Source organism: Serratia marcescens, from assembly GCF_006715005.1.
GTDB lineage: Bacteria > Pseudomonadota > Gammaproteobacteria > Enterobacterales > Enterobacteriaceae > Serratia > Serratia montpellierensis.
The window spans coordinates 5,112,742-5,125,057 of record NZ_VFMJ01000001.1 but is presented as its reverse complement, the minus strand read 5'-3'; the positions used below and the strand labels follow the sequence as shown (position 1 = coordinate 5,125,057).

14 protein-coding genes are annotated in these 12,316 nt (G+C 58.8%); 13 read left to right on the top strand and 1 reads right to left on the bottom strand.

Features of this window, described 5'->3' with window-relative positions:
* The first annotated feature begins 44 nt into the window (after positions 1-44).
* The 10 genes from msrP to fis all read left to right on the top strand — a co-directional run bounded on the left by msrP (position 45) and on the right by fis (position 8,646).
* Positions 45-1,046, top strand: coding sequence for a protein-methionine-sulfoxide reductase catalytic subunit MsrP (gene msrP / locus FHU12_RS24725; RefSeq protein WP_141972334.1), 1,002 nt, complete (start codon positions 45-47; stop codon positions 1,044-1,046).
* Entirely contained in the window at positions 1,047-1,646 is a 600-nt protein-coding gene (gene msrQ / locus FHU12_RS24720; RefSeq protein WP_004936895.1) for a protein-methionine-sulfoxide reductase heme-binding subunit MsrQ, read from the top strand.
* A gap of 287 nt (positions 1,647-1,933) precedes the next feature.
* Positions 1,934-2,386 (top strand): type II 3-dehydroquinate dehydratase, encoded by a 453-nt coding sequence (aroQ, locus tag FHU12_RS24715; RefSeq protein ID WP_004936891.1) that lies wholly within the window; start codon positions 1,934-1,936, stop codon positions 2,384-2,386.
* Positions 2,387-2,418: 32 nt separating this feature from the next.
* Complete coding sequence (gene accB, locus FHU12_RS24710; RefSeq protein WP_141972332.1) at positions 2,419-2,886, top strand: acetyl-CoA carboxylase biotin carboxyl carrier protein; 468 nt, start codon at positions 2,419-2,421, stop codon at positions 2,884-2,886.
* A 12-nt stretch (positions 2,887-2,898) separates the two neighbouring features.
* Positions 2,899-4,248, top strand: coding sequence for an acetyl-CoA carboxylase biotin carboxylase subunit (gene accC, locus FHU12_RS24705; protein ID WP_019453177.1), 1,350 nt, complete (start codon positions 2,899-2,901; stop codon positions 4,246-4,248).
* Positions 4,249-4,399: 151 nt separating this feature from the next.
* Positions 4,400-4,642: a YhdT family protein gene (locus FHU12_RS24700; RefSeq protein WP_141972330.1), complete on the top strand. Its 243-nt coding sequence runs from the start codon at positions 4,400-4,402 to the stop codon at positions 4,640-4,642.
* Positions 4,632-6,077: a sodium/pantothenate symporter gene (gene panF, locus FHU12_RS24695; RefSeq protein ID WP_141972328.1), complete on the top strand. Its 1,446-nt coding sequence runs from the start codon at positions 4,632-4,634 to the stop codon at positions 6,075-6,077. The genes FHU12_RS24700 and panF overlap by 11 nt, the downstream gene beginning before the upstream one ends.
* Positions 6,078-6,088: 11 nt before the next feature.
* The gene (gene prmA / locus FHU12_RS24690) at positions 6,089-6,970 is read left to right on the top strand and encodes a 50S ribosomal protein L11 methyltransferase (RefSeq protein ID WP_141972326.1); all 882 of its coding nucleotides are present in this window, start codon (positions 6,089-6,091) and stop codon (positions 6,968-6,970) included.
* A gap of 393 nt (positions 6,971-7,363) precedes the next feature.
* Complete coding sequence (dusB, locus tag FHU12_RS24685) at positions 7,364-8,368, top strand: tRNA dihydrouridine synthase DusB (protein ID WP_063988548.1); 1,005 nt, start codon at positions 7,364-7,366, stop codon at positions 8,366-8,368.
* Entirely contained in the window at positions 8,350-8,646 is a 297-nt protein-coding gene (gene fis, locus FHU12_RS24680; RefSeq protein ID WP_000462905.1) for a DNA-binding transcriptional regulator Fis, read from the top strand. Before dusB ends, fis begins: the two co-directional genes overlap by 19 nt.
* 127 nt (positions 8,647-8,773) lie before the next feature.
* Here the strand turns inward: fis and FHU12_RS24675 are convergent, their stop codons facing one another.
* Positions 8,774-9,115 carry a KPN_00521 family repetitive protein gene (locus FHU12_RS24675; protein ID WP_016930249.1) on the bottom strand — a complete coding sequence of 114 codons (342 nt, stop codon included), beginning with the start codon at positions 9,113-9,115 and terminating at the stop codon, positions 8,774-8,776.
* Between the two features lie 247 nt (positions 9,116-9,362).
* Here FHU12_RS24675 and lpxO point away from each other — a divergent pair, with 247 nt between their 5' ends.
* The 3 genes from lpxO to FHU12_RS24660 all read left to right on the top strand — a co-directional run bounded on the left by lpxO (position 9,363) and on the right by FHU12_RS24660 (position 12,305).
* Entirely contained in the window at positions 9,363-10,268 is a 906-nt protein-coding gene (gene lpxO / locus FHU12_RS24670; RefSeq protein ID WP_141972324.1) for a lipid A hydroxylase LpxO, read from the top strand.
* A 301-nt stretch (positions 10,269-10,569) separates the two neighbouring features.
* Positions 10,570-11,490: a kdo(2)-lipid IV(A) palmitoleoyltransferase gene (gene lpxP, locus FHU12_RS24665; protein ID WP_141972322.1), complete on the top strand. Its 921-nt coding sequence runs from the start codon at positions 10,570-10,572 to the stop codon at positions 11,488-11,490.
* A 116-nt stretch (positions 11,491-11,606) separates the two neighbouring features.
* Entirely contained in the window at positions 11,607-12,305 is a 699-nt protein-coding gene (locus FHU12_RS24660) for a CTP synthase C-terminal region-related (seleno)protein (protein WP_430726492.1), read from the top strand.
* The last annotated feature ends 11 nt before the right edge of the window (positions 12,306-12,316 follow it).

Below are 12,316 nucleotides of genomic sequence, written 5' to 3'. Positions count from 1 at the left end.
CAGCCGCTCGCGGACGGCGGGAATCCGTCGCGGAGAACATAAGCATGAAAAAACACCCGAAATTGACCGAGGCCGACGTCACGCCGGAGAGCGTGTTCCATCAGCGGCGCAAAGTGCTGCAGGCGCTCGGCATCACCGCCGCTACGCTGGCGCTGCCTACCGGCGCACAGGCGGACCTGTTGTCGTGGTTCAAGGGCAACGATCGCCCCAAGGCACCGCCGGGCAAAGCGCTGGAATTCAGCAAACCGGCCGCCTGGCAGGCGCAGCTGGCAATGACGCCGGAAGACAAGGTCACCGGCTACAACAACTTCTATGAATTCGGCCTCGACAAAGCCGATCCGGCCGCCAACGCCGGCGGGCTCAAGACCGAAGGTTGGAAAGTGCGCATCGACGGCGAAGTGGCGAAGCCGATAACGCTGGACATCGACGATCTGATGAAGCGTTTCCCGCTGGAACAGCGCATTTACCGCATGCGCTGTGTCGAGGCCTGGTCGATGGTGGTGCCGTGGATCGGTTTCGAACTGGGCAAGCTGCTCAAGCTGGCCGAACCGAACAGCAACGCGCGCTACGTGGCCTTCCAGACGCTGTACGATCCGGAGCAGATGCCCGGCCAGAAAGATCGCTTTATCGGCGGTGGCCTGAAATATCCCTACGTCGAAGGGCTGAGGCTGGACGAGGCGATGCATCCGCTGGCGCTGCTGACCGTCGGCGTGTACGGCAAAACCCTGCCGCCGCAAAACGGCGCGCCGCTGCGGCTGATCACGCCGTGGAAATACGGCTTTAAAGGCATCAAATCGATCGTGCATATCCGTTTGGTACGCGATCAACCGCCGACCACCTGGAACCAATCCGCGCCGAACGAGTACGGCTTTTACGCCAACGTGAATCCGCACGTCGATCATCCGCGCTGGTCGCAGGCCACCGAGCGCTTCATCGGCTCCGGCGGCATTCTCGACGTCAAACGCCAGCCGACGCTGCTGTTCAACGGCTATGCCGATCAGGTAGCGTCGCTGTATCGTGGCATGGATCTGCGGGAGAATTTCTAAGTGCGCCTGACGCCTGTTCATATCAAATGGCTGAAAGCCGCCCTGCATCTGGCGGCATTTTTGCCCTTTCTGTGGTTGGTGCTGGCGGTGGATCAAGGCTGGTTCAGCGCCGATCCGTCCAAGGACATCCAACATTTTACCGGCAGGATGACGCTGAAACTGCTGCTGGCCACGCTGATGATCGCCCCGCTGGCGCGCTACGCCCGCCAGCCGCTGCTGATCCGCTGCCGCCGTCTGGTGGGGCTGTGGTGCTTTGCCTGGGGCACGCTGCACCTGATAAGCTACTCCACGCTGGAGCTGGGGCTGAGCAACCTCGGCCTGCTGGGCAGCGAGCTGGTGAACCGACCTTACCTGACGCTCGGCATCCTCACCTGGCTGATCCTGCTGGCGCTGGCGGCCACCTCAACGCTGTGGGCGATGCGCAAACTGGGCGCCAAATGGCAAACGTTGCACAACTTCGTCTATCTGGCGGCGATCCTCGCCCCCATCCACTACCTGTGGTCGGTCAAAACGTTTTCCCCCCAGCCGTTCATTTACGCGCTGCTGGCGGTGGCGCTGTTGGGCCTGCGTTACAAGAAATTCCGCGCCTGGTGGCGCTGAATCACGCAGCGGCGCGCGTTATTGTCGTTGAAAAACACGCGCCGCCCGCCGGAACTTTTTCTGTGTTCCAGCGCTCATATTCCTGTCACGGATCCCCGAGTTCGTCGATTTGGGGTTGAATATCTTCGCTGATAAGACCAGTATTTAGCTGCGAATTGCTACGATATCGTTATAATGCCCGACCTTGTTTCTGTTCTCAGGGTGAATTTGCCCCTTAACAGGTGACAAATCGATAACATCGGGTTATTTTCTACGATGATGGTTTTATTGCCGGAGATACCAGCACAATGGCGGATAAGTTTCACATTTTGCTTCTGAACGGCCCCAATCTCAATCTGCTGGGGACGCGTGAGCCGGAGAAGTACGGCAGCACGACGCTGACAGAGATTGTTAACGGATTGGAAAACCAGGCATCCGCATTGGATATTACCCTGAGCCATCTGCAGTCCAACGCCGAGCATCAGCTGATCGATCGCATCCATCAGGCGCGCGGCAATACCGATTTCATTCTGATAAATCCGGCGGCGTTCACGCATACCAGCGTGGCGCTGCGCGATGCGTTGCTGGCGGTGCAGATCCCGTTCATCGAGATCCACCTGTCCAACGTGCACGCCCGCGAACCTTTCCGCCATCACTCTTATCTCTCAGACGTAGCGGTAGGCGTGATTTGCGGCCTCGGCGCGGATGGCTACGCTTTCGCTTTACAGGCAGCGGTTAACCGTCTGTCGAAAACCCACTAATTGCTCCACAAAAAGAGTACGGAATCACACTCATGGATATTCGTAAAATCAAGAAACTGATCGAACTGGTTGAAGAATCAGGCATTTCTGAACTGGAAATCTCTGAAGGCGAAGAATCGGTTCGCATCAGCCGTGCCGCACCGGCGCAGGCTTATCCCGTCATGCAGCAGGCCTACGCGATGCCGGCACAGCAGCAGCCAGCCCTGGCTACCGCCGTTGCCACCGCACCTGCGGCAGAAACCCCTGCGGCACCGGCGGCCATGAGTGGCCACGTCGTTCGTTCGCCAATGGTCGGCACCTTCTACCGCACCCCAAGCCCGGACGCGAAATCCTTCGTGGAAGTGGGCCAAAAAGTGAACGCCGGCGATACCCTGTGCATCGTTGAAGCCATGAAAATGATGAACCAGATCGAAGCGGACAAGTCCGGCGTCGTGAAAGCCATCCTGGTGGAAAACGGCCAGCCGGTCGAATATGACGAGCCGCTGGTCGTCATCGAATAACGAGGCGCCCCCATGCTTGATAAAATTGTTATCGCCAACCGCGGCGAGATCGCGCTTCGCATCCTGCGTGCCTGTAAAGAACTGGGCATCAAGACCGTTGCGGTTCACTCCGCGGCCGACCGCGATCTGAAACACGTACTGCTGGCCGACGAGACCGTCTGCATCGGTCCTGCGCCATCGGTAAAAAGCTACCTGAACATCCCGGCCATCATCTCTGCGGCGGAAATCACCGGCGCGGTGGCGATCCACCCGGGCTACGGCTTCCTGTCCGAGAACGCCGACTTCGCCGAGCAGGTTGAACGCTCCGGTTTCATCTTCATCGGCCCGAGAGCCGAAACCATCCGCCTGATGGGCGACAAGGTTTCCGCGATCAACGCCATGAAGAAAGCCGGCGTGCCTTGCGTACCGGGCTCCGACGGCCCGCTGACCGACGACATGGATAAAAACCGTGCCTTCGCCAAGCGCATTGGTTATCCGGTGATCATCAAGGCGTCCGGCGGCGGCGGCGGTCGCGGCATGCGCGTCGTGCGCAGCGACAAAGACCTTGAGCAGTCCATCAACATGACGAAAGCGGAAGCCAAAGCGGCTTTCAACAACGACATGGTGTACATGGAAAAATACCTGGAGAATCCGCGCCACATCGAGATTCAGGTATTGGCCGACGGCCAGGGCAACGCCATCTATCTGGCCGAGCGCGACTGCTCCATGCAGCGCCGCCACCAGAAAGTGGTCGAAGAAGCGCCGGCACCGGGCATCACCAGCGAAATGCGCCGTTACATCGGCGAGCGCTGCTCGAAAGCCTGCGTGGAAATCGGCTACCGCGGTGCGGGTACCTTCGAGTTCCTGTATGAAAACGGCGAGTTCTATTTCATCGAAATGAACACCCGTATTCAGGTAGAGCACCCGGTTACCGAAATGATCACCGGCGTGGATCTGATCAAAGAGCAGCTGCGCATCGCTGCCGGTCAGCCGCTGTCGATCAAACAGGAAGAAGTGAAGATCCACGGCCACGCGGTAGAATGCCGTATCAACGCCGAAGATCCGAACACCTTCCTGCCGAGCCCGGGCAAGATTACCCGCTTCCACGCGCCAGGCGGTTTCGGCGTGCGTTGGGAATCTCATATCTACGCCGGTTATACCGTACCGCCGTACTATGACTCCATGATCGGCAAACTGATCACCTTCGGCGAAAACCGTGACGTGGCGATTGCCCGCATGAAAAACGCCCTGGCTGAACTGATCATCGACGGCATCAAAACCAACGTTGAGCTGCAGCAGAAGATCATGAACGACGAAAACTTCCAGCACGGTGGCACCAACATCCACTATCTGGAGAAAAAGCTGGGTCTGCAGGAAACCTAAGCAGGCATGCAGCATCGTCTGACGAAAGGCCGGTTAATCACCGGCCTTTTTCTTTGGCGTTGCCGCCAGTAACGGCTTGGCAAAACGCCGTCATGCCGTAAAATTCCCTACCTTTGATGAATCCATCACCGTAAACCTATGGGAGACACGGATGGACAAACGTTTTATCCAGGCGCACCGCGAAGCGCGTTGGGCGCTGGGGCTGACGCTGCTCTACCTGCTGGCTTGGGGGCTGGCGGCCTACCTGCCGGACAGCGCTATCGGCGTCACCGGCCTGCCGCACTGGTTCGAAATGGCCTGCCTGCTGGTGCCGCTGCTGTTCATCGGCCTGTGCTGGCTGATGGTGCGCACGGTGTTCCGCGACATTTCGCTGGAGGACCGCAATGCAAACTGAAGTGATCCTGCCGCTGGTCGCCTACCTGTTGCTGGTATTCGGCCTGTCGGTGTACGCCTACAGCCGCCGCCAGAGCGGGAATTTCCTCAGCGAATACTTCCTCGGCAACCGCTCGATGGGCGGCTTTGTGCTGGCGATGACCCTGACCGCCACCTACATCAGCGCCAGTTCGTTTATCGGCGGCCCCGGCGCCGCCTATAAATACGGCCTGGGCTGGGTGCTGTTGGCGATGATCCAGCTGCCGGCGGTGTGGCTGTCGCTCGGCGTGCTGGGCAAGAAATTCGCCATCCTGGCGCGGCGCTACAACGCCATCACCCTCAATGACATGCTGTATGGCCGCTACCAAAGCCGCCTGCTGGTGTGGCTGGCCAGCCTCAGCCTGCTGGTGGCGTTCCTCGGCGCCATGACGGTGCAGTTTATCGGTGGCGCCCGCCTGCTGGAGACCGCCGCCGGCATTCCCTACGACACCGGCCTGCTGATCTTCGGCATCAGCATCGCGCTGTACACCGCCTTCGGCGGCTTCCGCGCCAGCGTGCTGAACGACGCCATGCAGGGGCTGGTGATGCTGCTCGGCACCGTGTTGCTGCTGGTGGCGGTGATCCACGCCGCCGGCGGACTGGACAGCGCGGTGAACAAGCTGCAGCAGATCGATCCGGCGCTGGTGTCGCCACAGGGCGGCGATCAGATCCTCAGCCTGCCGTTTATGGCGTCGTTTTGGATCCTGGTGTGCTTCGGGGTGATCGGCCTGCCGCATACCGCCGTGCGCTGTATCTCCTACAAGGACAGCAAGGCGGTGCATCGCGGCATTCTGCTCGGCACCGTGGTAGTGGCGGTGCTGATGTTCGGCATGCACCTGGCCGGCGCGCTCGGCCGCGCGGTGTTGCCGGATCTCAAGATCCCCGATCAGGTGATCCCGACGCTGATGATCACCGTGCTGCCGCCGTACGCCGCCGGGATCTTTTTGGCGGCGCCGATGGCGGCGATCATGTCGACCATCAACGCCCAGCTGCTGCAATCCTCCGCCACCATCATCAAGGATCTCTACCTTGGCGTACGGCCGCAGCAGATCCACAACGAGCGGTTGATCAAGCGCTTCTCCAGCCTGACCACGCTGATCCTCGGCCTGCTGGTGCTGCTGGCAGCCTGGCGGCCGCCGGAGATGATCATCTGGCTCAACCTGCTGGCTTTCGGCGGGCTGGAGGCGGTATTCCTGTGGCCGCTGGTGCTGGGCCTGTATTGGGAGCGCGCCAATGCTCAGGGAGCGCTTAGCTCAATGGTGTCGGGTGCGGTATGCTATACGCTATTGGCCAGCTTCAACCTGCAGCCGGCGGGGCTGCACCCTATCGTGCCTTCGCTGTTGCTCAGTCTGTTGGCGTTTTATCTCGGTAACGTCGTCGGCGAAAAGCGCCGGGCGGCGTCATCATTATCCTCTTGAAGAGAATTGCTATGCCTTGGATCCAACTCAAACTGAACACCACCGGCAGTCAGGCGGAAGACCTGAGCGACGCGCTGGTGGAAAGCGGCGCCGTGTCGGTGACCTTCCAGGACACCCACGACAACCCGGTGTTCGAACCGCTGCCGGGTGAAACCCTGCTGTGGGGCGATACCGACGTGATCGGCCTGTACGACGCGGAAACCGATATGGCCGAGGTGGTGGCGATGCTGGAACAGCACCCGCTGCTGGGCGTCGGTTTCCGTCACAAGATAGAACAGCTGGAAGACAAGGACTGGGAGCGCGAATGGATGGACAACTTCCACCCGATGCGTTTCGGCGAGCGCTTGTGGATCTGCCCGAGCTGGCGTGACGTACCCGATCCTGACGCGGTCAACGTGATGCTCGATCCGGGCCTGGCGTTCGGCACCGGCACCCACCCGACCACCGCGCTGTGTCTGCAGTGGCTGGACGGCCTCGATCTGGCCGGCAAAACCGTCATCGACTTCGGCTGCGGTTCCGGCATCCTGGCGATCGCCGCGCTGAAGCTGGGTGCGGCGCGCGCTATCGGCATCGACATCGATCCCCAGGCCATTCAGGCCAGCCGCGACAACGCACAGCGTAACGGCGTTTCAGAGCGTCTGGAGCTGTATCTGCCGAAAGACCAGCCGGCGGACCTGCTGGCGGACGTGGTGGTCGCCAACATCCTCGCCGGCCCGCTGCGCGAGCTGGCGCCGTTGATCGGTTGCCTGCCGAAGGCCGGTGGTCATCTGGGGCTGTCCGGCGTGCTGGCCAGCCAGGCAAGCAGCGTAGCGGAAGCCTACGAAGAGAAGTTCACGCTCGACCCGGTCGCCGAGCGTGAAGAGTGGTGCCGCATCACCGGCCGCCGCAAGTAAGCGTCACGGTATATTGCTCCCTCATCCACCGGCCCTGCGCCGGTGGATTTTTTTTGCCTGGCGATAGGCCTGCGGGCGAGACAAAATTTTATGCAATTTTTCGCCGTTCAACGACGGATCGCCCTGAAAATGCGCCTTCCAGGCAGGCTATACCGGCAAAAAACGCGGGCGAATGCAGATAATATCCTGCACAAAGGCGAATATTTTGCCGCACACAAAATAAGCACTTTTCGTCAACTTATTGTAAAATATATATAATATTTTTATGAATCACTGCGTAGCGCATTTTTCGTCCTAATATCGGGCCAATTGGTTAAAGTTTGGCCTTTCATCTCGACGCAAAAATGCGTAATATACGCGCCCTTGCGGACACAGTATGGTCACTCTTTGTCTATGCGCATTGGACACCACCAGCTTACTAATTGCCTGATTGCGGCCCCGATGGCCGGTATTACAGATCGCCCGTTCAGAACCCTCTGTCATGCAATGGGTGCTGGGATGGCTGTATCCGAAATGCTCTCCTCCAACCCGGAGGTGTGGCGGACGGATAAGTCGCGTCTGCGTATGGTGCATAGCGATGAACCAGGGATCCGCTCCGTGCAGATTGCCGGATGCGATCCTGATGATATGGCCGCCGCCGCGCGTATCAACGTGGCCAGCGGCGCGCAGATCATCGACATCAATATGGGATGCCCGGCCAAAAAAGTGAACCGGAAGCTTGCCGGGTCCGCTTTGTTGCAGTACCCGGATCTGGTTAAACGGATCCTCCACGCGGTGGTTGACGCAGTGGATGTGCCGGTAACGCTGAAGATTCGCACCGGCTGGGCGCCAGAGCATCGTAACTGTGTAGAGATTGCCCAACTGGCCGAAAACTGTGGTATTCAGGCCCTGACGATTCACGGCCGAACCCGCGCCTGTCTGTTTAACGGCAACGCGGAATACGACAGCATTCGGGCAGTTAAGCAGAGTGTTTCCATTCCGATTATCGCGAATGGGGATATTACTGACCCGCATAAAGCCAGAGCAGTGCTCGACTACACCGGGGCCGATGCCCTGATGATAGGCCGCGCTGCTCAGGGGAGACCCTGGATCTTCCGGGAAATCCAGCATTATCTGGACACTGGGGAGTTGCTGCCGCCGCTGCCGCTTGGCGAGGTGAAGCGCTTGTTGATTGGGCACATTCGGGAATTGCACGGCTTCTATGGCCAAGGCAAGGGATTCCGGATTGCTCGTAAGCACGTGTCCTGGTATCTCCAGGAGCACGCTCCGAATGACCAGTTTCGGCGCACATTCAACGCCATAGAGGATGCCAGCGAACAGCTGGAGGCGTTGGAGGCATATTTCGAAAATCTTAGCGTAAAAAAAGAGCTGACAGAACTATGTTCGAACAACGCGTAAATTCTGACGTACTGACCGTTTCTACCGTTAACTCACAAGATCAGGTGACTCAAAAGCCTCTGCGTGACTCGGTTAAACAAGCACTGAAGAACTATTTTGCTCAACTGAACGGTCAAGACGTAAATGACCTGTATGAGCTGGTACTGGCTGAAGTTGAACAGCCACTGTTGGACATGGTGATGCAATACACCCGTGGCAACCAGACCCGCGCAGCCCTGATGATGGGCATCAACCGCGGCACGCTGCGCAAGAAGCTGAAAAAATACGGCATGAACTGATACTAGTCAGTTAACGTGTTGAAAAGGCGCTTTATCTCATTTGATAAGCGCCTTTTTCTTTTGGGGCCGGCCCGGTTTGCGGGCAATAAAAAAGGCCGCAGCGCGGCCCTTGGGTAAAGCGGAGACCTTATTCGGTCGCTTTGTTCTTGAGGCTTTCCGCCCCTTGCTTGGTCTTATCCCAAGCCTTCTCCGTACCCTGTTTGGTGGAGTGCCAGGCCTTTTGCGAGCCCTCGCTCACCTTGCTGCCGACGCTGTCGCTCTTGCCTTCAGCGGCGTGCTTGGCTTTCAGCTTCAGCTCTTCACCCTTGTCCTGAGACTGGTGCAGCTTTTCTTTGGCGGTATCCGCCCCTTTGTGCGCTTCGGCAACGACCTCGTTGCTGGCGTGAGCGGCGGTGTCGGTCGCGGTCTCAGCGGCGAACACCGGGGAAGCGAGCAGCAGTGCAGACAAGGCAATGATTGATTTCTTCATAAGTCCCTCTTTTTTCAGATACGTGCCATTCGTCATGAAACAAGATGGCATGAAACGCCCCTTGAACGATTTAAGAATAGGACTAAAACCAAAAAAATCGATATAAAATTTTATTAAAAATAAATTTCTCATTTTTTTATGCCGTTCGAGCGAATCCCGGTCAAAAAGCACGAAAACGTTAAATTTTTCCTGTCACAAAACTATAATTTGTATGAATTTTTAACAAGCATTAACAGGGATGGATTCTATGGTTGCCGCGATCATTATCGGCATTTTCATCGTCAGCTTCTTCTACGCGCACTCCCGCGGCAAAGAGAAACAAAAGGTTACCCGCCAACTGTTCGATCACTCCACCTTTATGGGGCCGATCAACATGTTTATGACCGGTTTCTCCCGTTTGCCCGCCAAACAGCCCTATTTCGACGAAAAAGGCTTCCCGGAGCTGCAGACGCTGACCGACAACTGGCAGGTGATCCGCGAAGAAGCGGTGCGCCTGCAGGATCACATCAAAAAGGCGCAGTCGCACAACGATGCCGGCTTCAACACCTTCTTCAAACGCGGCTGGAAACGTTTCTATCTGAAATGGTACAGCGACAGTCACCCTTCGGCGCAGACGCTGTGCCCGCAAACCGTCGAGCTGCTCAACCGCATCCCGTCGGTCAAGGCGGCGATGTTCGCCGAGCTGCCGCCCGGCAGCCATTTGGGTAAACACCGCGACCCTTACGCCGGTTCGGTGCGCTATCACCTGGGGCTGATGACGCCCAACGACGATCGCTGCTTCATCGAAGTGGATGGCGAACAGCACAGCTGGCGCGACGGCGAGGCGGTGATCTTCGACGAAACCTACGTGCACTGGGCACAGAACGACACCGACCAGACGCGCATCATTCTATTTTGCGACGTCGAGCGGCCGATGAAGTGGCGCTGGGCGCAGGCGGTCAACCACTGGGTCGGCTCTACGCTGATGTCTGCGGCCAGCTCGCCGAACGACGACCAGGACCGCACCGGCGGCATCAACCGCATCTTCAAATACGTCAACGCGGTGCGCGATGCCGGTCAGCGCCTGAAAGCACGCAACCGCCGCGGTTACTACCTGCTGAAATGGCTGGCGATCGCTGCAATCTTCGCCGCGATTATCATTCCCAGCCTATAAAACGCGCCAATCTTCAACTTAGGGGCAACGCGAATGAGAATATTCGCATGCCCCTCTTCCGCCACACCCCGTACCCTGTGCTAGCATAAGCATTCCTAGAGCCGCCTCCGCTGGCCAACAGCTATCCCTCCGAAGCCTGATAGCAGCGCAAACCGCCCTTCGAATGTAAATGTTTAGTCAATTATGGAATCCCGACTAAACCCTGGTCGTGCCCGGGTGTCTGAGTGGTCGTATCGCTATCGAGTGGAACCTTTATGCGTTACAGCTTGCTGCCCCTTTTTAACGTATAAAACGAGTTTCTATGAAATCAGCCAAAGCATTTCAACTGGCCTTGCTGCACCCGCGCTACTGGCTCACCTGGTTCGGCCTCGCCCTGCTGTTCCTGCTGGTCCAGCTCCCCTACCCGTGGCTCTACCGTCTGGGGGTATGGATGGGGCGTACCTCGATGCGCTTTCTCAAGCGCCGCGTCACCATCACCCGTCGCAACCTTGAGCTATGCTTCCCCGAGATGGACGAAGCGCAGCGCGAACGCAAAGTGGTGGGCAATTTCGAATCGCTCGGCATGGGCCTGTTGGAAACCGGCATGGCCTGGTTCTGGTCGGATAAGCGCGTCAAGCGCTGGTTCAACGTCTCCGGCATCAACCACCTCAAAATGGCGCAGCGTGACAATCGCGGCGTACTGGTAATCGGCGTGCACTTTATGTCGCTGGAGCTGGGCGGCCGGGCCATGGGCCTGTGCCAGCCGATGATGGCGATGTACCGCCCGCACAACAACAAGGCGATGGAGTGGGCGCAGACCAAGGGCCGCATGCGTTCCAACAAGGCGATGATCGATCGCAAGGATCTGCGCGGCATGGTGCACGCACTCAAGCGCGGTGAGGCGGTATGGTTCGCGCCGGATCAGGACTACGGCCCACGCGGCAGCGTATTCGCCCCGCTGTTCGCCGTCGATCAGGCCGCGACCACCAGCGGCACCTTCATGCTGGCGCGCATGGCCAACCCGGCGCTGGTGCCGGTGGTGCTGATCCGCCGTGAAGGCGGCCGCGGCTACGATCTGCTGATCCAGCCGGCCCTGGAAGACTATCCGCTCAGCGACGAACAGGCGGCGGCAGCTTACATGAACAAAGTGATCGAGAAAGAGATCATGCGGGCGCCAGAGCAATATCTGTGGCTGCACCGCCGCTTCAAAACCCGACCGGTCGGCGCACCGTCGCTGTACTGATCCCCCTTTTTCCAGCCCGGCCAACGCCGGGCTTTTTTGTGCGCAGCGTTTAAAAAATCTGCGGCTCACGATCCCGCTTTCCTGTAATCTCCTTTTTTACCCGCACAGGAAAGGAAATGATGAAAGCTCAAGTCCGCATTGCTCTGGTCGGTGATTACACCCCGCAAGCCGTGGCCCATCAGGCCATCCCCGTGGCGCTCCAGCTCACCGCCGCCCACCTCGATATCGACGTGCAGCCCCAGTGGCTACCGACCGACACCCTGACCTCCCCCGACGTCCTGCACGATTTCGACGCCATCTGGGTGGTGCCGGGCAGCCCATATCGTCACGACGACGGCGCCTTTATGGCGATCCGTCATGCGCGGGAAAACGACGTGCCGTTCCTCGGCTCCTGCGGCGGTTTTCAATACGCGATTGTCGAGTACGCGCGTAACGTGATGGGCTGGCACGACGCCGGTCATGCGGAAACCGACAGCGGTGGCCGGCTGGTGATCGCGCCGCTTAGCTGCTCGCTGGTGGAAAAAACCGGCGACATCGTTTTTCAGCCTGACACCCGCGCCGCACGGGTCTACGGCAGCCTGAACACCCATGAAGGCTACCACTGCAACTTCGGCGTCAATCCGGAGTTCGTCGTTGATCTGCAACGTTTCCCGCTGATCATCAGCGGCCACGACACCGAAGGCGACGTGCGCGCCATCGAACTGCCGGCTCACCGTTTTTACGTCGCTACGCTGTTCCAGTCGGAACGCGCCGCGCTGCGCGGCGAGCTTTCGCCGCTGGTGGTGGAACTCGTCAAAACCGCCGCCAACGGGTAAAAAAAAAGCCC